We start from the raw sequence: 18091 nt of genomic DNA on the forward strand, positions 1-18091 counted from the left end.
ATTTAAAATATTTATAAGTTAAATTGACCCATTAGCTCAGTCGGCAGAGCACCTGACTTTTAATCAGGGTGTCCCGCGTTCGAGTCGCGGATGGGTCACCAAATTAGAAGTGGAGGGGTGTCCGAGTGGTTTAAGGAGCTGGTCTTGAAAACCAGTGACTCCGCAAGGGGCCGTGGGTTCGAATCCCACCCCCTCCGCCAAGCTGTGGAGAAGTACTCAAGTAGGCTGAAGAGGACGGTTTGCTAAACCGTTAGGTCGGGTTTACCGGCGCGCGGGTTCGAATCCCGCTTTCTCCGCCAAGTATAGGGGCCTTTAGCTCAGTTGGTCAGAGCGTCCGGCTCATAACCGGCAGGTCCGGGGTTCGAGTCCCTGAAGGCCCACCATTTTAGTGAAATTTTAATTTAACAAAGCTTGCTAACAAACCTTTAGGTTTTGAAAAGTTTTGTGGTTTTACCAATAGGTAAAAATATTACCTTGGGAGAGGTTAGAAACAAGAAAGTTGACAATTATCAATATTGCAGTTTATCATGTTTCAGACTCCCATTATGTAAAAAAAGGGGTGTAGTTCAGCTGGTAGAACGACGGTCTCCAAAACCGTATGTCGTGGGTTCAAGTCCTGCCACCCCTGCCAATTCAGAAGCAAAAAGTTAAAAAGCAACTGAAAAAAGCAATGAAAATGTTACCCAAGGACGGGGTGTAGCGCAGTTTGGTAGCGCATCTGGTTTGGGACCAGAGGGTCGCGGGTTCAAATCCTGCCACCCCGACCATGATACAAAAACCTAGAATTATTACTTGGGCTTATAGCTCAGCTGGTTAGAGCGCACGCCTGATAAGCGTGAGGTCGGTGGTTCAAGTCCACTTAAGCCCACCAAGTAGGCAAAGCTTCTTAAGTTTGTATGAGGTTTTGCTGAGAACATAGAAATTAATATGGGTTATTAATTACTGGGGGCCTTTAGCTCAGTTGGTCAGAGCGTCCGGCTCATAACCGGCAGGTCCGGGGTTCGAGTCCCTGAAGGCCCACCATTTTATGGAAGCATAAGGTGAGAAATTAACAAAAAACTTACACTTTGCACCTATATGCCCAGATAGCTCAGTCGGTAGAGCAGGGGACTGAAAATCCCCGTGTCGGTGGTTCGATTCCGCCTCTGGGCACCAAAAAAGGACTATATGCAATTGCATATAGTTTTTTTATTATCCTTAATTTTGGGGTAATGCTATAACTTACTATATAGGATTCTACCAGTAGAATCATCTACTGATGTCTATATATTTGTTTTAAAATGTGAAAAGAAAAATCTTTGATAAAATCATAAATATTAGAATGTTTTATTTGATTTCCTTTTTTAACTACATATTTAAGTTTTTCTTCGTTATTCATTTTTGAAAAGTTAAAATTTTTATAGTTCAATTCATTCAAATTAAAGAATGAATATGTTTTGTCATTATTAGCATTAATATTTAATAATGGGAGTTTAAGCTTGAGCTGGTTATCTTGATTTAGTAGACTAAAATTATAATTATGATTATAAAAAATAAAATCTTGATCTAAATCTCCATAATATCTTCCTGACACTTCTAAGAAGTCCTTTTCTATTTTATAATCTGTAATTCTAATTTTAACTTTATTATGTAAATAAAACTCCTTTGGAAAACTATTTATAATATTATCCTTATCAATATGATTTATAATATTCAGTGTAGGTAAAAGATGTAATATATCCTCGAAATTGTGTAGTAAAATTTTTTCTTTTAAATCATTATTTTTACTGATTTCATATTTTTTATATAGCTTAATGCTTTCAGCTCCATCTATGGTGTCTTTTCTATTTATACCTAGGAATTTCTCAACAGTTTTAAGTTTACAGTTTTTCAATTTGAGCAAATTCTTGTTCTTTCTGACTAATTTATATAAATCGAAATTTAGATAAGGATCTATTCTATAGTCCAAATTGTATTTGGAAAAACGTCTATTTAAAAAGGGGATATCGAAAGTACTTCCATTAAATGTGATGTATAATTGGAAGTTATTGAAACTATTAATAAAGGATTTAAGCATTTCTAATTCTTCATTAGAATTGTTGCAGAAGAATTGTTTTATTATAATATTATGTTTTTCTAGATAAAGAATACCAATTAAAATAACTTTGTTGTAATGAGGATTTAATCCTGTTGTTTCAATATCAAAAAGAACGAAATTTTTGTTTTTTAAGAGATTAGTTAAGATGTTTGGAATTTTATTGTAATTATTTAAAGTGTTAGTGATTATATCCATTATATTACCTCCAGATCTTATGATATTTCATTTTATTTATCTCAAAATTTATTACTTTGTGTATATTATACATCAAAATACTGCTAAGATTAAACTGAAAAAACATTTGTGAATATAATGATATTAAAGGAGATGATAATTTGGATAAGGGTAAAGATATTTCCGAAAAAATATTTGAGACAGCTAACAATATTTCTAAAAAGGGAGATTCCATTTTGAAAATAGGTGAGTATAAAATAAATATAAAGTTAATACAAAAAGAAATTAGAAGAAAGAAGCTATATCTTGGGGATTTAATCTATAAATGGAGTCAGAAAAATGAAGTTGAAATGAATGCAATTACAACAATATGTAATGAAATAAAAGATTTAGAAATTGAAATTGAAGAAATAAATAAAGAAATATTAAAGATTAAAGAAAATAATTAAAAGAAGATAAAAAAATAATAAGCTGAGATAATTATACGATTTCTTCTATTGAATATTTATTACTATTTATGGTATTATTATCTTTGCATAGTATATTGCCTTAATACTTCACAAAAGCCTAAAACAGGGGGAACTATATGATTAAAACTGATACTATCAAACGAGGTGCTAAAAATGGTTTAAATACTGTAGCTGAACTGGCGAAGGTTATAATACCAGTATATTTTATTATTACTATATTGAAACATACTCAGGTACTAAGCTATGTAGCCAGTTATTTTGAGCCTTTAATGAAGGTTTTTGGCTTGCCTGGTGAAGCAGCTATTGTTTTGGTTCTAGGAAATGTTCTTAATATTTATGCTGCTATTGGAGTAATAGCTTCCCTAGTATTAACAGCAAAGCAAATAACTATTATAGCTGTTATGCTATCTTTTTCCCATGCATTACCTATTGAAACAGCTGTTAGTAAAAAAATCGGGGTTAGTGTAATAGTTGTTGTGTCAATACGAATAGGATTAGCTATTCTTTCTGGATTAATGATGAATTTGATACTTTAAAAGGTAGATTAGCATGAAATTAATAAATTTAAATATTTAATTTGAAATGTAATTTAGGGGTTTTAAAAATTACTATGAGCAGGAGGAGTATTATTTATGATTGACATGACTTCTGTAATATCAGAGGGGCTAATTGGAGGATTAAAATCTGTTTTTAATATAGCAATAATAGTATTTCCACTTATGATTGCAATGGAGATTGCAAAGGATTTAAAATTACTTGATAAAATATCAGATTTCTGTAAACCCTTAACTAAATGGTTAGGAGTATCAAAAGAATCTGCTTTTCCTTTAGCTATAGGGTTGGTAATTGGATTAGCTTATGGAGCCGGTATAATAATACAAAATGCAAAAGAAGGAAATTTAGATAAGAGAAGCCTAATTCTTGTTAGTATTTTCCTAGTTTGCTGTCATGCTGTTATCGAAGATACATTGATTTTTGTTGCAGTTGGAGCAAATGGATTCTTATTATTAACCATGAGATTAGTAACTGCATTAATTTTAACCATTATAATATCAAAGAAATTGCCTACCACCAATGAATAAAGAATAGTTACATAAGATAGAGACCATATATGTACGCTCATAAAATCAAACTTTACAAGCGTACAATCTATATAATAGGAGGGGGGATACCTCTCTTATTTTGTATAAAAATCCTTTTCAAATATCTCCTTAACTTCTTCAATATCATTTGTAATAGAAAGGGCTAACATTAGTTTTATCCTTGCTTTTTGACCATTGAGACTGCCACCAAATATAACCCCTAGGTTTCTTAGATTTTTTCCTCCCCCTTCATAACCATAGGAATCCAGAACTCTCCCCATGGGACATCTAGATACTAAGACTATTTTTATGCCTCTAGATATAGCATTTTTAATACCATCTACCATCATTGGTGGAAGGTTTCCTCTTCCCATGGCTTCAATAACGATTCCTTTAGCTCCATTATCGATGCAAAAATTAATTAAACTCGAATCTATTCCAGCATAGCTTTTAATAAGATATACTTTTTCTTCGATTTTGTCTGTTTCAATATGATGATGTTTTACAATATCTCTATAAAAAATTACTTCATCATTATCTACTATTCCCAGTGGTCCAAATTCTAAAGATTTGAAGGTATCAAGACTAAGGGTGTGGGTTTTAGTGACCTCGCTTGCTGCATTTACTTCATTATTCATAACCACCAGTACACCCTTATTTTTTGCTTGCTCTGATATTACAGTACATATTGCTGCAGCTAAATTACTTGGGCCATCATACCCTAATTCAGATCCATTTCTCATTGCCCCGGCAATAACTATAGGTTTATCTGAAAAGTTATTTAGGTCCATTAAGAATGCTGTTTCTTCCAAAGTATCGGTACCATGGGTTATTACAACGCCATCAATATCCTGTCTTTCAACTAATTTTTTAGTAATTTTAGATAACTCCATCATTTTTTTTGGTGTCATATGAGGACCTGGTATTCTTTCGAAATCTACAATTTCAATATCAGCAAATCTATCAATATTTGTGACCATAGACATAATCTCTTCACTTGATAAAGCTGGAATAGCAGCAGAAATTCTAGGATCAACCTTCATTGATATCGTACCACCGGTAAAAATAACAGCTACCTTTTTATTTGACATAATAAACCTCCTGACCAACTTATTTACAACCCTATTATATAATAATATCTGGATTAAATAAAAGATTATTAAGAACAATTAAGAAATATAATGTTCTAAAGCGTATTTTTGACAAAAAAAAGCAAAAGATTTACCACGTGGTAAATCTTTTGCTAGGGGTATTGGGAATAGAGATTATATGATTGAGGTTTTCCAGGGGGATAACCACAACAAAATTATAACAAAATTCGACAATGATTGCAAGGAAAAATGTCAAAAAAAGTAGAAAAATATTTAAAAATTTAAAATATAAACCTGAATATAATAAAATCAATGATAAATAAAGAAAAGGTCTTTAGTATTTTAAAAATGTAGTGTAAAATTAACATAAAAATATTATCTGAATTTTTTAAGGAGAGAGGGAATATATGATGGATGGTAAAGATGTTTTAAGAAAAAATATGTTAAAAAAAAGAAAATCAATGAAAGAAGCTGATGCAAAAGAATATAGTGAGAAAATAATATCAGAGTTAAAGAATCAAGAAATATTTCAAAAGAGTAGAAATATAATGATTTATCTCAGCTTTAATAATGAGGTTGATACATATAATTTGATGGAATACTGTTTGAAAAGAGGAAAGAAAATAATTGTTCCCTTTACTATAAAAAAAGAAAGACAAATAATACCAAGTGAAGTTAGAAATCCCCATGAGGAACTCATATTGAATTCCTTAGGATATAAAGAACCAGATATAAAAAGCATGAGGGAAGTAAATGTCGAAAATATAGATTTAGTAATAGTTCCGGGAGTAGTTTTTGATATTGATGGCAATAGAATAGGTTTTGGTGGTGGATATTATGACAGATTTCTTAAGAGATTAAGAAGCTCTACTATGACAATTGCCCTATGTTATGATTATCAAGTTGTTGATAAAGTACCTGTTGATCAATTTGATATGCCAGTAAAGTGTATAATAACTGAAAAAAGAATAATTTGAAATCCTTTACCATTATATTATTACTTTTAGACTATCAGACCTATATGTTATAATTATGAAGACAATTATATTAGGGGGTTACAATATGTGTAAAAAATTAAAGGTAAATCTTTTGAGATATACTCCAGATGCTGAAAAATTAGTTGCTTCAGCTGCCAAGCTTTGTTATTCTTCAGTTGGGGTTGATAAAATAGAAGAGAAGTTAAATGATGAAAGTATTGATAAATTTTTAGATATGCTAATGGGCATGGGCCATGAATCGCCAATTGAACATGTTAACTTTACCTTTGCTGTTGAAGGTGTTAGCAGAGTGCTAACTCATCAATTGGTAAGACATAGGATTGGATGTTCTTATTCACAGCAGTCACAAAGATATGTAAAATTGGATCAGTTCGAATACATAATTCCACCTGCTATTGAGAGTATCCCAGAGGCAAAGGATAAATTTATTGAAGTTATGAAAAAGGATCAGAGGGCCTATGATGAGCTAACAAAGCTACTATTTAAAAAGCATTATCAAGGATATATTGAAGAAGGCTATAGTGAAAAGAAAGCTAAGAGATATGCAGAGAAAAAATCTATTGAAGATGCAAGATATGTTTTTCCAAATGCATGTGAAACAAAAATTGTTTTTACTATGAATGCAAGGGCTTTATTTAATTTTTTTAAACATAGATGTTGTAATAGAGCTCAGTGGGAAATCAGAGAATTAGCTATTGAGATGCTTAGGCAAGTAAAAAGTGTGGCTCCGACTTTATTTAAATATTCGGGTCCCAATTGTTTAAACAATCCTTGTCCGGAAGGGAATATGACTTGTGGCAAAATAAATGAGGTTAGAGAAAAATTTAATAAATTATAATATTTAGAGTCATAAATTTCTGTAAGTAAATTGAAGATATTATTTTAATATGTTAAAATTAAACTGGGTAGTATCATGTATATGAACTATACCATATTATATTTAAATCTTAAAACTAAATAGTTTTATTAATCTGCTCTGAGCCTTTATTATGGACCGAGACAGAAGATGTTATTGTTAAAAAACTTTTTTTCATAAAGTTTTTGGCGGTTATTAGTACTCTTTCTATGTCTTTTTGTGCAAAATAGGCTTAGAAAGGGTTTTTTTATTGTTTTAAGATTGAAGGAAAGGAGAGGTAAATGTTGGATAGTAAGAAAAAAAATAAAATTTTAAGAAGAGAAGCTTTAATAACTATTGGGCTATATATTTTCTTTTTTATGTGGTGGTATGTATTTGCATATGGTTTAGGCTCAAAAGAACCTTCTCAGTATTCATATGTGTTCGGATTTCCAGGTTGGTTCTTCTACAGCTGTATATTAGGATATGTAGTCATATGCTTGCTATTGTGGTTTGTAGTAAAAAAATTTTTTGTTGAAGTTGATTTTGATGAGGATTAAATTTTCAAAATACTTGTAGGCAAATTTAAGCCTTAAAAAAAGGAGGTTAACATGGGAAATAGTCAAATAATTATACCAATGATAGTTTATTTAGCTATAATGTTATATATAGCATACCGTAGCAATAAGGTGTCTGCTGCGGTACAGGAAGAAGGATTTTTACAGGAGTATTTTATTGGTGGAAGAAGTCTTGGTGGATTCGTTCTTGCTATGACTCTTATAGCAACATATACAAGTGCTAGCAGCTTTATTGGTGGTCCTGGTGTTGCTTATAATTTAGGACTTGGATGGGTGCTCCTTGCTATGATTCAAGTACCTACAGCATTTATCACTTTAGGTGTTTTAGGTAAAAAATTTGCTATAATATCAAGAAAAATAGGTGCCGTTACAGTAACTGAGTATCTAAGAGCAAGATATAAAAGTGATGCAGTAGTAATATTATCATCAATTGCTATACTTATATTTTTTTCGGCGTCTATGATAGCACAATTTGTTGGGGGAGCCAGGTTGTTTCAAACGGTTACAGGATATCCCTATATTGTAGGTCTTGTAATATTTGGAATTACTGTTGTGATTTATACAGCTGTAGGCGGATTTAGGGCAGTTGCTTTAACAGATGCTATACAGGGGATTGTAATGGTTTTTGCTACTATTTTTCTATTTGCTGCAGTTCTAAAGGCTGGTGGAGGGTTAGATAATATAATGGAATCTCTATATAGAATGGATCCTGCAAGATTAACTCCAGATTCAGGAGGCTCTATAGCAAAGCCTTTCATATTATCATTTTGGGTTTTAGTCGGTTTTGCAGTATTGGGTTTACCTCAGACAACTATAAGGTGTATGGGCTTTAAGGATTCAAAGTCACTACATAATGCCATGATTATAGGCACAATTGTAGTTGGATTTTTGATGATAGGCATGCATTTAATAGGAGTTTTAGGAGCTGCTATAATACCAGATATAGAAGTAGGAGATCTGGCTGTACCAACTATAACATTGAAGGTATTACATCCAATTATAGCCGGAATATTTATTGCAGGTCCCCTTGCAGCAATAATGTCAACAGTTGATTCTATGCTTATACTAGCTTCGGCTACAATTATTAAAGATATATATATAAATTATGGTGGGAAAAATATATCATCTAAAAAGATTAGCAAATTAAGTTTTTATACAACAGCTATTCTAGGAATTATAGTTTTTATTTTATCAATAAAGCCTCCAGAATTATTAGTCTGGATAAATTTATTTGCTTTTGGTGGTCTTGAAGCAGCATTTTTATGGCCTACAATATTAGGATTGTACTGGAAGAGAGCAAACTCAACGGGAGCATTATTATCAATGGTTACTGGAGTAGGAGCATATTTTTATTTTACTATTTTGAAAATCAACTGGCTAGGAATGCATCAAATAGTGCCCACTGTTCTAATTTCACTAGCAGCTTTTGTAATAGGGAGCTTTATAGGCAAAAAAAGTGATGAGGGTACAATTAATTTATTTTTTGGCTAATGACGATGTATAAGTTTATTATAGAACCTATTATTAATGGGAAGTGGCAAACACTTCCTTTTTTTACTTTCTAAATACCTTTAGACAGTTAGAAAGCTTAGAAATTCAAATAATAAATATACTAAAGGGGAATTCATTATTTAAAAAATATTTGAATACAACCTAACTCTTTACAAAAACTATTGAGTAAGATAAAATATGGAAAGAATATAATGTTGTAGGAGTGTTTAAAATGGAAATTTATTTAGATAATAGTGCTACTACAAAGCCAAAGGAAGAAGTAATAGATATAATGGTTAAATCTATGAAGGAGTATTATGGAAATCCTTCATCTCTACATAGGAAAGGAGTAGAAATAGAAAAACTAATTAAAAAAGCAAGAAAGCAGATTTCAAAGGCATTAGGAGCTGATGAAGGGGAAATATACTTTACTTCAGGGGGGACAGAGTCCAATAACCTTGCTATTTTGGGAGCCTTGAAGGGAAATAAAAGAAAAGGAAAACATATAATTACTACAAAGATAGAACATCCTTCGGTTTTAAATGTATTTAATTCATTGGAGGAAGATGGATATGAAGTGTCATATCTGAATGTAGATAAGAATGGATTAATAGATATAAATGATTTTGAAAAATCATTAAGGGAAGATACTGTACTTATAAGCATCATGTATGTAAATAATGAGGTAGGAACTATACAGCCAATCCCTGAAATAACTAAAATAATTAAAAATAGAAAAAATAAACCTATATTACATATAGATGCTGTACAAGCCTTTGGGAAAATAAAAATTAATTTAAGGAAGCTCAAGGTAGATTTAATGTCTATTAGTGGTCATAAGATAAGTGGTCCAAAGGGAATAGGGGCCTTGTATGTTAGAAGGGGGACCAAAATCAACTCAATAGTTTTTGGCGGTAATCAGGAGCTGGGATTAAGATCCGGTACAGAAAATGTACCTGGAATTCTTGGCCTTGGAGTGGCTGCAGACCTAGTAAAGAAAAATATAGATTCAAATATTGAAAAAATGAAAGGTTTAAAAATGAAACTGGCAAAGGAAATAGGAGAAAATTTAGAAGAAATTAAAATAAATGGTGATATAGATGAAAATTCAGCCCCCCATATTCTGAATATATCTTTTAAGGGAATTAGAGGAGAGGTTTTAATCCATACTTTAGAGCAAAAAAATATATATGTTTCAACGGGTTCTGCTTGTTCTTCCAAAAAAAAGACCTTTAGCCATGTTTTAAAGGAAATGGGACTTGAAAATGATGAAATGGAAGGAGCAATAAGATTTAGCCTTAGTCCTGAGAATACTGAGGAAGAAATTGATTATACTGTTGAAAATTTAAAGAAGTCTGTTGAAGATTTAAGAAAAGTCATTGGTAGGAGATGAGAGGATGGAAAAAGTACTTATTATTAGATATGGAGAAATAAGCCTCAAAGGGCTAAATAGGCCCTATTTCGAAAATACTCTTTTAAAGAATATAAGGAGATCAGTAAGACAAATTGGAGATATTAGAGTCTATAAGTCCCATGGCAGACTTTATATAGATTTAGAGGATTATGATGAAGAGGATATAATAGAAATAGTTACTAAAATATTTGGAGTTGTTTCTGTAAGTATTGCATATATTTTTGAAGCTAATATGGAGAAAATATGTGAGGTGGCCCTTAAGCAGGCTCTAGAATGCGTAGAAGAAGGAATAAAAACCTTTAAAGTAGAAACTAAGCGTGCAAATAAAAATTTTCCCGTTAAATCTCCTGAAATCAGCAGGACTGTAGGAGGTTATATATTAGAACATATTGACGGTCTTAAGGTGGACGTACATAACCCCGATATTAGAATTAATGTAGAAGTCAGAGACAAGGCATATGTATATTCAAGAAAGATCCCAGGCTTTGGTGGGATGCCCTATGGGAGCGGAGGAAAGGCCATGGTTCTGCTTTCAGGAGGTATAGATAGTCCTGTGGCAGGCTGGCTTGTTGCCAAAAGAGGTGTAGAGATAGAAGCAATACATTATCATAGCTATCCATTTACAAGCGACAGGGCCAAGGAAAAGGTAATAGATTTAGCTAGGATATTGAGTAAATACTGTACAAAGATTAGATTGCATTCAGTCAATCTTTTAAATATACAAAAAGCTATTAATGAAAAATGTCATGCTGAAGAGATGACTATACTCTCTAGAAGATTTATGATGGCTATAGCCGAAAGAGTAGCCGTGGAAAGAAAGTGTAAAGCTTTAGTTACAGGAGAAAGTATTGGACAGGTTGCAAGTCAAACCCTTGAAAGTATAAATGTAACTAATGCTGCAGTAAACATGCCTGTGTTTAGACCATTAATTGCTATGGATAAAATGGATATTGTAAAAATTTCTGAAAAAATTGATACTTATGAGACTTCTATATTACCCTTTGAAGATTGCTGTACGGTATTTTTACCCGATAGGCCTGTTACAAAGCCAAGGCTGGAAAGGATTTTAAAATCCGAGGAGTTGCTTGATGTTGAGGGGTTAATTAGTGATGCAATTAATAATATGGAAGTTATTACTGTAAAACCAGAGGATTAAAAGGAATTATAGAGATTCAAGTAAAACTTTATGTAGATATGTGACTGAGAAACTAAAGAGAGGGGGAAAACAAAGCTTTGAGAAAGTTTATACTTAGATGGATATCCATGGCAATATCAATATATGTCATTGCAAAGCTTTTTGATAATATTTATTTAACAGGTTTTTTAACAGCTATGTGGTCAGCGGCTATATTAGGTATAGCAAATACAATTATAAAGCCCCTTTTGATTTTTATAACTTTGCCGATTAATATAATAACTCTGGGGTTATTTACATTTGTAGTCAATGGTATAGTATTAAAGCTAAGTGCAGGTATTGTACCTGGCTTTAGAGTCACTGGATTGTTTGGAGCAATAATAGCTTCAGTTGTTTTAAGTATTATCAATCTAATAATAACAGGATTTCTTGGAGTCAAAGACGATTAAGTGGATTTAAATGGTGTCAATCGACACCATTTTTTATATTTTGAGTAAATTAGAAGCATATATTACAAAAGTAGCTAAATTTCATTGAAGGAAAAAATTATAAATTAAAGAATACTAATATAGTGGAATATATTCAAATATTATAAATTAAAATTTCATATTTTTTCACTGGAATAAGATTTGAGTTTTATTGGGGTAGATCTATAAAATAAGTTAAAACATGGGAGGGATTTGATTGAGGCTTAAATTAGAGGTAGAAAACAATACATTAATTGTTTATCTTGATGGAGAATTGGATCATCATTCTGCTGAAGAAGTGAGAGAAGACATTGATAATTCCATTGATTTAAAAGATATCAAGAACTTAATTTTTGAGTTGTCAAATATGAAATTTATGGATAGCTCAGGAATAGGAGTTGTCATTGGAAGATTTAAAAAAATAGACAAATTAGGGGGAAAAGTTGGAGTTGTAAATACCAATCCCCATGTAGACAGGATTTTTCAAATGGCGGGAATGTATAAGATTATACATAAGTACAATAGCAAAGAAGAAGCTTTAGCTAATTTGTAAAGGGGTGAATATATTGAATTATCAAAACTATATGAAAATAGAGTTTTTAAGTAAATCTCAAAATGAATCATTTGCTAGGGTTGTTGTTGCTTCCTTTGTGGCTCAATTAGATCCAACCATAGAAGAATTGGCTGATATTAAAACTGCTGTTTCAGAAGCAGTTACAAATGCAATAATTCATGGCTATGACAGCTCCACAGAAAAAGTAGTTATAGAATGCAAAATAAAGGGGAATACTATAGAAATTGTAGTAGAAGATTTTGGAAATGGTATCGATGATATTGAACTTGCTAGGCAGCCTTTATATACTTCTAAACCAGAATTAGAAAGATCTGGTATGGGATTCACTGTTATGGAGACATTTATGGATGAAGTTTCTATTGAATCACAAAAAGGTAAAGGAACAAAAATAAATATGATAAAAACAATAAAGGTTGTAGAAAATGAGGAGTAGATGTTATGGGGTGACAGCTTCTTTTAAGAAAAATAGTAATTTTGATACAGAAAGAACAATAGAATTGATTAAAAAGGCACAAAAAGGTGATAAAGAAGCTCAAGCTATTTTAGTTGATGAGAACTTAGGATTAGTAAAGAGCTTAGTTAGTAGATTTGATAATAGAGGATACGAAAGAGATGATATATTTCAATTGGGAAGTATTGGCTTGATAAAGGCAATACATAAATTTGATTCAAGTTATGGGGTAAGATTTTCTACCTATGCAGTTCCAATGATTGTGGGAGAAATTAAGAGGTTTTTGAGAGATGACGGTATTATTAAGGTAAGTAGAAACTTAAAACAAACTGCCACCAAAGTAAAATACACTAAAGAAAGTTTAGTTAAACGTTTTGGAAGAGAACCTACTATAAATGAAATAGCCGATGAATTGAATATAGACAAGGAAGAAATTATATTAGCTTTAGAATCAAATATACAACCAGATTATTTATATGATGTTATACACCAAAATGATGGCTCACCAATACATCTAATTGATAAAATAAGTGAAACAAAAACCGATACTAATGAACAAATAATAGATAATATTGCTTTAAAGCAAGTACTAAATAAATTGAAGCCTAGAGAAAGACAGATAATTGTACTAAGATACTTTAAGGATAAAACTCAGTCTGAAATTGCTAAGAGCTTAGGTATATCTCAAGTACAAGTTTCAAGAATCGAAAAGAAAGTATTAGGTATTATGAAAAATATACTTGAAAAGACATGATGAAGATATGATAAATCATGTCTTTATTTTTTTTTGGAATTAATAAAAGGCAATATGGTTAATACTATAACTAAAACATATATTGAGGTGATAATGTGAAAAAGTTTATTAATAAAAGAAAAATAGTAATTCTTTTACTAGTTATAGTTTCTGCAACATCATTTTATTATGTATATAATAAAGTGAAAATAAATAGGCCCATTTCTGCTAAACTGGTTTTTAATGAAATTTTAGATGATGTTTTATGAATATAAATTATATTAAGAATATAAATAGAAATTTAATATTCCTGGAAAGCATTGAAGATAAAGAAAAGAGACATGAGTGCTATGATTTAATTATTCATAAAGATATTACTAGAATAGATACTAAAAAGAGTTTGCACAATGTTAAAAACAAATCTTTTTACCGATAAATGCTATTATTTGTAAATGGAGGTTTTAAGTTGAAAAAACAAATAACAAATGTAGATAAAGAAAAAGAATATAAGGAATATGTTAATGCAAAGGTGCCTAAGCCTAATTATATTAAAAATTGTATATGGGCATTTTTGGTAGGTGGAGTAATTTGTGCCATAGCTCAAGGGATTATGAATGGTTTAAAAAACTCTGGTTTAGATAAAACAGATTCGAATACTGTTACAGTAATAATAATGGTATTTTTAGGTGCATTTTTAACTGGACTTGGAATATACGATAAGCTTGGAAAAAAAGCTGGTGCTGGATCGATAGTTCCAATATCAGGCTTTGCCAATTCAATTGTATCTCCTGCTATGGAGTTCAAAAGAGAAGGATATATTCTTGGTGTTGGAGCTAAAATGTTTAGTTTAGCCGGTCCAGTTTTAGTTTATGGATTTGGTTCTTCAGTTATAATTGGGTTACTTTACTACTTTTTTAATAAATGAGGAAATTGCATAATAGATGTAAAGAATTTTAAAATACAAAATGTAGTAGAGAGAATCAGGCAAGTTATCTGCATATTGTATTTTAAAATTAATAATGCTAATTATACAAGTTTTTCAAATAAGGAGGCATAAGCTTTGGCAATAAAAAAGATAGGATCTCAAACTGTAAAATTTGATAATCCCCCTATAATTAATGGTACTTCAACCACAGTAGGACCTAAAGAAGGAGAAGGTCCACTTAGTGAATATTTTGATGTTGTTTTAAAGGATGATCTTTATGGAGAAAAGAGTTGGGAGCTTTCAGAAAGTAAAATGCTCCGTGAAACTGTTAAAGCTGCAATACAAAATTCTAATAAAAAAATATCTGATATGGAATATATGCTTTCGGGAGATTTGCTAAATCAATTAATGTCGGCTTCCTTTGCAGCTAGAGATTTAGGTATACCATTTTTTGGATTGTATGGAGCATGTTCTACAATGACAGAATCTTTAAGCTTAGGTTCTATGATTATTGATGGAGGATATGCTGATAATTTAATAGCTGTAACTTCAAGTCATTTTAGTAGTGCGGAAAGACAATTTAGATTTCCATTAGAACACGGAAATCAAAGGAAACCTACAGCCCATTGGACTGTTACAGGAGCTGGAGCAGCTGTACTTTCTTCCTATGGAAATGGGCCAATAATAAATTATGTCACCACTGGCAAGGTTGTAGACTATGGTATAAAGGATGCTAATAATATGGGGGCTGCAATGGCTCCATCAGCTGCGGATACAATAGTCAAACATTTTGAAGATACAGGCCTTTCAACAGACTATTATGATCTAATTGTTACAGGAGATTTAGGCCAGATTGGAAAGGAAATCACAGAAGAATTGGTTTTAGATAAAGGTTACAATATATTAAATAATTATAACGATTGTGGTTTATTGATATTTGATAATAAAGCCCAAGATACCCATGCCGGTGGCAGCGGATGTGGATGTTCAGCCTGTGTATTTTGTGGATATATCTATAAAGAATTAATGAAGAAAAATTTGAATAGGGTGCTTTTAATTTCTACAGGAGCATTATTGTCTGTTACAAGTACACAACAGGGGCAATCAATACCAGGTATTGCCCACGCTGTTTCAATAATAAACCAGGGAAGTTAGGAGGTAAAGAATGGATTATTTAAAAGCTTTTATAATTGGTGGGATAATCTGTGTAATTGGACAATTGCTTTTAGATGGAACAAAGCTTACTCCAGCTCATGTATTAGTTGCCTTTGTTACATCTGGAGCTATTTTAGGAGCCCTTGGTATATATGAACCTATAGTTGATTTTGGAGGCACAGGAGCTACAATTCCATTAACTGGATTTGGATATTCTCTATCAAAGGGAGCTATAGATTCTGTAAAAAGTCAGGGGCTCATTGGAGCGTTTACAGGAGGAATACAGTCAACTGCAGGAGGAGTTGCTGCAGCTGTTGTATTTGGTTATATTATGGCAGTAATATTTAATCCTAAAAGCAAAAAATAACTATAGAGAAGGGACTAATGATGAAAAGAAAAGTAATAATAGTAACAGATGGTGATGGATTTGCTAAAAGAGCTGTGGAAACAGCTACAACAAAAATAGGTGGAAGATGTATCTCAAAATCAGCAGGAAATCCAACACCAATAATTGGTAAAGAGATTGTTGATTTTATAAAAGAAGCAAAAAATGATCCAGTAGTTGTTATGGTAGATGATAGAGGACATAATAGGATGGGAAAAGGAGAACTGGCTTTAGAATATGTTGCAAGGCATCCCGATATTGAAATTTTGGGAGTAATTGCTGTTGCATCTAATACTCATTATGTAAATGGTGTAGAAGTGGATTTTTCAATAACAGCTGAAGGGAAAATAGTAGATGGTGCAGTAGATAAATTTGGGGAAAAAACAGATAAGAAAACTTTGTTTGGAGATACTGTGGATGTATTAGGTGAATGCAATATTCCCTTAATTATAGGCATAGGAGACATAGGTAAAATGAATGGAAAGGATGATTGTGAAATAGGAGCGCCAATTATTACAAAAGCACTTGAAGAAGTAATTAATAGGAGTGGAAGTAAAAATGAGGTTGTCAAAAAAAATAAAAGATAATATTGATTTTTTAGATAAGAAAATGGGGATATCGAAGAGCTTTGATTTAGTTAATAGAGAGGTAAAGATAGGGGGAAGAGCTGCCTCATTACTATTTATAGATGGTTTCGCAAAGGATGAAATAATGCTGTTTATACAGAAAACTCTTCAGGGGCTAGAAAGAGAAGATATAAATCCAAATACTATTGAGAAGCTAATGAAAGAAAAAATAGCATATTTAGAGGTTGAATCTACAAATGAATTTGAACAATTGGAGTTTATGGTTCTTTCCGGTGCATTGGCAATATTAATAGACAAAGAAGATAAGGCGATTATTTTAGATGTAAGAAGCTATCCTGTGAGGGGGCTTCAAGAGCCGGAGCTTGAAAAGGTAACCAGAGGTGCTAGAGATGGATTTACAGAAACCTTAGTATTTAATACAGCATTAATAAGAAGAAGAATAAGAGATCCTAATTTGAGGTTTGAAATAACAAAGGTTGGTAAAAGGTCTCAGACAGATGTAGTCATAGGATATATTGAAGATATAGCAAATCCAAATCTAATTAATGAATTAAAAGGTAAAATAGATGCAATTGACACCGATGCTCTGGAAATGACAGAAAAGACATTAGAGGAGTTTATAATGGGAAAAAACTGGAATCCCTTGCCTCAGGCAAGATATACAGAAAGACCCGATGTAACGGCTTCTCATCTTATGGAAGGGCATATAGTAGTTATTGTAGATAATTCTCCAAGTGTTATGATTCTTCCTGTAACAATGTTTCATTTTACCCAGCATGCCCAGGACTATTATCAGAATCCTGCAGTTGGAACATATTTTAGATGGATAAGGTTTACTGGAATAATATTTTCCCTTATAATACCACCCTTGTGGCTTTTGCTTGTGTATTACAAGGGAAGCTTCCCCGAGTGGCTTGAATTTTTAGGACCTAGAAAAACTGGAGAAATTCCATTATTAATTCAATTTATAATTCTTGAATTTGGTATTGATCTTTTAAGAATAGCTTCAATACATACTCCTAATGTTTTATCCACATCCCTTGCAATTATTGGAGGTTTAATTTTAAGTGAATATGCAATAAAAGTAGGATGGTTTATACCAGAAACAATACTTTATATGGCAGTGGCAGGATTGGGAATGTTTGCAACACCAAGTATTGAATTTTCCATGGCCATAAGAATTTTTAGGCTGATTTTATTAATTTCTACTGGAATATTTAAATTATATGGTTTCCTAATATCTTTAATTTTTATATGTATTGTATTTATTACAACAAAATCCTTTGGAGATTTAAGGTATACATGGCCTTTGATACCATTTAATAGAAAAGCTTTGTCTACTATACTTACAAGAAAGCCTATTCCCGAAGTAAAAAGAAGACCAAGCTTTTTAAAAACCATTGATAAAGATGCAGCTCCTCCCGATGAAGAAACTCCACAATAAAAAGCCATGGTAGACTTAATATCAC

22 protein-coding genes and 9 tRNA genes are annotated in these 18091 nt (G+C 31.8%); 29 read left to right on the forward strand and 2 right to left on the reverse strand.

The genetic code is table 11. The features are described from left to right. Positions 1–25 precede the first annotated feature (25 nt). From B5X81_RS25650 to B5X81_RS25690, 9 genes are all read left to right on the forward strand, one after another. Positions 26–101, forward strand: a tRNA-Lys gene (locus B5X81_RS25650). A gap of 10 nt (positions 102–111) precedes the next feature. Next, positions 112–200 (forward strand) — tRNA-Ser (locus tag B5X81_RS25655). 6 nt (positions 201–206) lie between these two features. After that, positions 207–299: transfer RNA gene (locus B5X81_RS25660), tRNA-Ser, on the forward strand. Between the two features lie 7 nt (positions 300–306). Next, positions 307–383: transfer RNA gene (locus B5X81_RS25665), tRNA-Ile, on the forward strand. Between the two features lie 172 nt (positions 384–555). Beyond that, a tRNA-Trp gene (locus B5X81_RS25670) sits at positions 556–631 on the forward strand. Between the two features lie 59 nt (positions 632–690). After that, a tRNA-Pro gene (locus tag B5X81_RS25675) sits at positions 691–767 on the forward strand. A gap of 27 nt (positions 768–794) precedes the next feature. Next, positions 795–871, forward strand: a tRNA-Ile gene (locus tag B5X81_RS25680). Between the two features lie 75 nt (positions 872–946). After that, positions 947–1023: transfer RNA gene (locus B5X81_RS25685), tRNA-Ile, on the forward strand. A gap of 56 nt (positions 1024–1079) precedes the next feature. Beyond that, positions 1080–1155: transfer RNA gene (locus tag B5X81_RS25690), tRNA-Phe, on the forward strand. Between the two features lie 97 nt (positions 1156–1252). Here the strand turns inward: B5X81_RS25690 and B5X81_RS25695 are convergent. Continuing rightward, positions 1253–2272 carry a ribonuclease H-like domain-containing protein gene (locus B5X81_RS25695; RefSeq protein ID WP_079495881.1) on the reverse strand — a complete coding sequence of 340 codons (1020 nt, stop codon included), beginning with the start codon at positions 2270–2272 and terminating at the stop codon, positions 1253–1255. A gap of 140 nt (positions 2273–2412) precedes the next feature. Here B5X81_RS25695 and B5X81_RS25700 point away from each other — a divergent pair, with 140 nt between their 5' ends. The 3 genes from B5X81_RS25700 (at position 2413) to B5X81_RS25710 (ending at position 3803) form a co-directional block, all read left to right on the forward strand. Continuing rightward, positions 2413–2700 (forward strand): hypothetical protein, encoded by a 288-nt coding sequence (locus tag B5X81_RS25700; RefSeq protein ID WP_079495882.1) that lies wholly within the window; start codon positions 2413–2415, stop codon positions 2698–2700. Between the two features lie 137 nt (positions 2701–2837). Beyond that, positions 2838–3257 carry a nucleoside recognition domain-containing protein gene (locus B5X81_RS25705; RefSeq protein ID WP_079495883.1) on the forward strand — a complete coding sequence of 140 codons (420 nt, stop codon included), beginning with the start codon at positions 2838–2840 and terminating at the stop codon, positions 3255–3257. A gap of 96 nt (positions 3258–3353) precedes the next feature. Continuing rightward, positions 3354–3803: a nucleoside recognition domain-containing protein gene (locus B5X81_RS25710; protein WP_244282249.1), complete on the forward strand. Its 450-nt coding sequence runs from the start codon at positions 3354–3356 to the stop codon at positions 3801–3803. A gap of 95 nt (positions 3804–3898) precedes the next feature. Here the strand turns inward: B5X81_RS25710 and B5X81_RS25715 are convergent, their stop codons facing one another. Continuing rightward, the gene (locus tag B5X81_RS25715) at positions 3899–4897 is read right to left on the reverse strand and encodes an asparaginase (protein ID WP_334293322.1); all 999 of its coding nucleotides are present in this window, start codon (positions 4895–4897) and stop codon (positions 3899–3901) included. Positions 4898–5301: 404 nt separating this feature from the next. Between B5X81_RS25715 and B5X81_RS25720 the strand changes: the two genes are divergently transcribed. The 17 genes from B5X81_RS25720 to B5X81_RS25790 all read left to right on the forward strand — a co-directional run bounded on the left by B5X81_RS25720 (position 5302) and on the right by B5X81_RS25790 (position 18066). Next, positions 5302–5871, forward strand: coding sequence for a 5-formyltetrahydrofolate cyclo-ligase (locus B5X81_RS25720; protein ID WP_079495885.1), 570 nt, complete (start codon positions 5302–5304; stop codon positions 5869–5871). 85 nt (positions 5872–5956) lie between these two features. Next, positions 5957–6730 (forward strand): FAD-dependent thymidylate synthase, encoded by a 774-nt coding sequence (gene thyX / locus B5X81_RS25725; RefSeq protein ID WP_079495886.1) that lies wholly within the window; start codon positions 5957–5959, stop codon positions 6728–6730. A 302-nt stretch (positions 6731–7032) separates the two neighbouring features. Beyond that, the gene (locus tag B5X81_RS25730; RefSeq protein WP_208985141.1) at positions 7033–7287 is read left to right on the forward strand and encodes a YhdT family protein; all 255 of its coding nucleotides are present in this window, start codon (positions 7033–7035) and stop codon (positions 7285–7287) included. A gap of 51 nt (positions 7288–7338) precedes the next feature. Continuing rightward, on the forward strand, positions 7339–8796 hold the full coding sequence (gene panF / locus B5X81_RS25735) for a sodium/pantothenate symporter (protein ID WP_079495888.1): 1458 nt from the start codon (positions 7339–7341) through the stop codon (positions 8794–8796). A gap of 232 nt (positions 8797–9028) precedes the next feature. Continuing rightward, positions 9029–10189, forward strand: coding sequence for a cysteine desulfurase family protein (locus tag B5X81_RS25740; protein ID WP_079495889.1), 1161 nt, complete (start codon positions 9029–9031; stop codon positions 10187–10189). Positions 10190–10193: 4 nt separating this feature from the next. Continuing rightward, a complete protein-coding gene (thiI, locus tag B5X81_RS25745) occupies positions 10194–11366 on the forward strand; it encodes a tRNA uracil 4-sulfurtransferase ThiI (RefSeq protein WP_079495890.1) in 1173 nt (390 codons plus the stop codon). A 77-nt stretch (positions 11367–11443) separates the two neighbouring features. Then, entirely contained in the window at positions 11444–11794 is a 351-nt protein-coding gene (locus B5X81_RS25750) for a phage holin family protein (RefSeq protein WP_079495891.1), read from the forward strand. A gap of 235 nt (positions 11795–12029) precedes the next feature. Continuing rightward, positions 12030–12365: an anti-sigma F factor antagonist gene (spoIIAA, locus tag B5X81_RS25755; protein ID WP_079495892.1), complete on the forward strand. Its 336-nt coding sequence runs from the start codon at positions 12030–12032 to the stop codon at positions 12363–12365. 31 nt (positions 12366–12396) lie between these two features. Then, a complete protein-coding gene (spoIIAB, locus tag B5X81_RS25760) occupies positions 12397–12819 on the forward strand; it encodes an anti-sigma F factor (protein WP_079495924.1) in 423 nt (140 codons plus the stop codon). Next, a complete protein-coding gene (gene sigF, locus B5X81_RS25765; RefSeq protein ID WP_079495893.1) occupies positions 12809–13591 on the forward strand; it encodes an RNA polymerase sporulation sigma factor SigF in 783 nt (260 codons plus the stop codon). The genes spoIIAB and sigF overlap by 11 nt, the downstream gene beginning before the upstream one ends. 95 nt (positions 13592–13686) lie before the next feature. Beyond that, the gene (locus B5X81_RS27675) at positions 13687–13839 is read left to right on the forward strand and encodes a hypothetical protein (protein ID WP_170917614.1); all 153 of its coding nucleotides are present in this window, start codon (positions 13687–13689) and stop codon (positions 13837–13839) included. Further along, complete coding sequence (locus B5X81_RS27980; RefSeq protein ID WP_208985142.1) at positions 13836–14006, forward strand: hypothetical protein; 171 nt, start codon at positions 13836–13838, stop codon at positions 14004–14006. Before B5X81_RS27675 ends, B5X81_RS27980 begins: the two co-directional genes overlap by 4 nt. A gap of 30 nt (positions 14007–14036) precedes the next feature. Next, entirely contained in the window at positions 14037–14495 is a 459-nt protein-coding gene (gene spoVAC / locus B5X81_RS25770) for a stage V sporulation protein AC (RefSeq protein ID WP_244282250.1), read from the forward strand. 135 nt (positions 14496–14630) lie between these two features. Next, entirely contained in the window at positions 14631–15650 is a 1020-nt protein-coding gene (gene spoVAD / locus B5X81_RS25775; RefSeq protein WP_079495895.1) for a stage V sporulation protein AD, read from the forward strand. 10 nt (positions 15651–15660) lie between these two features. Then, positions 15661–16017 (forward strand): stage V sporulation protein AE, encoded by a 357-nt coding sequence (spoVAE, locus tag B5X81_RS25780; RefSeq protein WP_079495896.1) that lies wholly within the window; start codon positions 15661–15663, stop codon positions 16015–16017. A gap of 20 nt (positions 16018–16037) precedes the next feature. Further along, positions 16038–16622: a stage V sporulation protein AE gene (locus tag B5X81_RS25785; protein ID WP_330397456.1), complete on the forward strand. Its 585-nt coding sequence runs from the start codon at positions 16038–16040 to the stop codon at positions 16620–16622. Next, positions 16600–18066: a spore germination protein gene (locus tag B5X81_RS25790; RefSeq protein ID WP_330397457.1), complete on the forward strand. Its 1467-nt coding sequence runs from the start codon at positions 16600–16602 to the stop codon at positions 18064–18066. The genes B5X81_RS25785 and B5X81_RS25790 overlap by 23 nt, the downstream gene beginning before the upstream one ends. The last annotated feature ends 25 nt before the right edge of the window (positions 18067–18091 follow it).

This window comes from Maledivibacter halophilus, assembly GCF_900167445.1.
Taxonomy (GTDB): domain Bacteria; phylum Bacillota; class Clostridia; order Peptostreptococcales; family Caminicellaceae; genus Maledivibacter; species Maledivibacter halophilus.